At 45.0% G+C, this 1,934-nt stretch carries 1 protein-coding gene; it reads right to left on the reverse strand.

All coding sequences use genetic code 11. The annotated features are described in order from the left end of the window. Positions 1 to 1,934 (reverse strand): S-layer family protein (locus tag ASL19_RS11520; RefSeq protein WP_304437819.1); only part of this gene is annotated, 1,934 nt, incomplete at both ends.

Here is a 1,934-nt window from a genome sequence, read left to right on the forward strand (position 1 = left end):
TAGGGTGTCTATACCACCTCCACCATCATATGTATCGTTACTTACTAATGCGCTCCCTAACAATTCTAGCCTATCATTATTGGTAATTGTCCCTGTGACCCCACTGGTGGTTCCAATGGTGTAACCAGTGCCAGATGCTAGGGTGAAGATGACTGTTTCATCACTTTCCGGTGTGGTGTCAGCGGTGGGGTCAACTGTAACTGTAGCGGTGGATGACCCAGCTGCAAAAGTGACGCTTGTACCAATATTATTGTAGTCACTACCGTTAGTTGCTGTTCCCCCAATGGTATAGTTTACCGCGAGGGTATTAGTTGTGGGACCAGTGCGGGTGAAGGTGTAGACTAGATTGGGTGTGCCGTCTTCTGTAACACTGGTAGGGGAAACAGTTAAGGTAACTTGAGTGTCATCATTGGTAATTGTCCCTGTGACTCCACTGGTGGTTCCAATGGTGTAACCAGTGCCAGATGCTAGGGTGAAGATGACTGTTTCATCACTTTCCGGTGTGGTGTCAGCGGTGGGGTCAACTGTAACTGTAGCGGTGGATGATCCAGCTGCAAAAGTGACGCTTGTACCAATATTATTGTAGTCACTACCGTTAGTTGCTGTTCCCCCAATGGTATAGTTTACCGCGAGGGTATTAGTTGTGGGACCAGTGCGGGTGAAGGTGTAGACTAGATTTGTAGTGCCATCCTCTGCAACACTGCTAGGAGAAACTGCTAGGGTGATGGAGGGGATGTCATCATTGGTAATTGTTCCTGTAGCAGTAACAGTGGTAATAGTGGCATTATTTGAGTTAGAGAGCGTGACTGTAAACCCTTCATCGGATTCAACCATGGTGTCTCCCGACACATTTACCGTGATGGTTTGACCAGTTTCGCCTGCTGCAAAATTCACTGTGCCACTTGGCAGAGTTCCACCAAAATCAGTTGCATCTGCTTGGTTAGTGCCAGACCCGGTGACTGCCCAATTAGCACTGCTAGTACCAGTAGTGTTTCCACTGCGGGTAACAGTGAAGGTAAAAGCTTTGGTTCCTGTATCTCCCTCTAGTTGAACAGCACTACTAGGAGCAATTGCCAAGGTTGTTGGTTGACTACCATCATCATCTAAAATCGTCCCTGTAGCAGTGCGAGTACCAATAGTAGCTCTTGTAGCTGTAGACAAATACACTGTAAAGGTTTCGTTGGGTTCAATGGTGCTGTCTCCTCTGACCCTCAATCTGATTTCTTTTGAGGTTTCTCCAGGTAGAAAGGTCAGAGTTTCTCCTGGTGGAATTGCTCCACCAAAATCCGTGGAGTTAACGAGGTTATCACCAGATGCAGTAACAAACCAATCTACCGTACTTGTATCATTGGTATCTCCTGTTCTATTAACAGTAAATATAAATAATTTGTTACCTGAGTTACCCTCCGTTTGCATACCAAATGTACTAGTAATATCTAAAACTACATCGCTGGTCACATATTTGAAATAGCTACCATTTAGGCTGAATTGTGATGGATTGATTAAACCTTGGGTGTTTTCTAAAACAGCAATTAGTTCATCAGGTTCGCTATCAGGCTTGTTGATGTAGAGGTTAATATTATTACCTGACACTGTGGTCGTGTAATCACTACTGGAACCCAAAAGCTGAATGATATCTTCCTGGGGATTAAAGTCTTTGATGTTCAAGTAGTCAATTTCACCTGCATTGGTAAGATTATAGTCATCATATCCAACCCAACCTGTGGCATCGCCCAGAATAAAAGTGTCCAGCCCTGCTCCCCCGGTGACCGTATCTACCGTACCTAAACCTGGTTTGGCGATATTGGGATTGACTAATATAATCAGGTCATTGCCGTCTCCTCCTGCAATATCATCATTTCCTTCACCCCCAATTAGCTTATCATCTCCACTGTAGCCCCTTAGGTAGTCTGCATAAGCTGTCCCCGTAATCT

Source organism: Cylindrospermopsis sp. CR12, assembly GCF_001432185.1.
Lineage (GTDB): Bacteria > Cyanobacteriota > Cyanobacteriia > Cyanobacteriales > Nostocaceae > Raphidiopsis > Raphidiopsis raciborskii.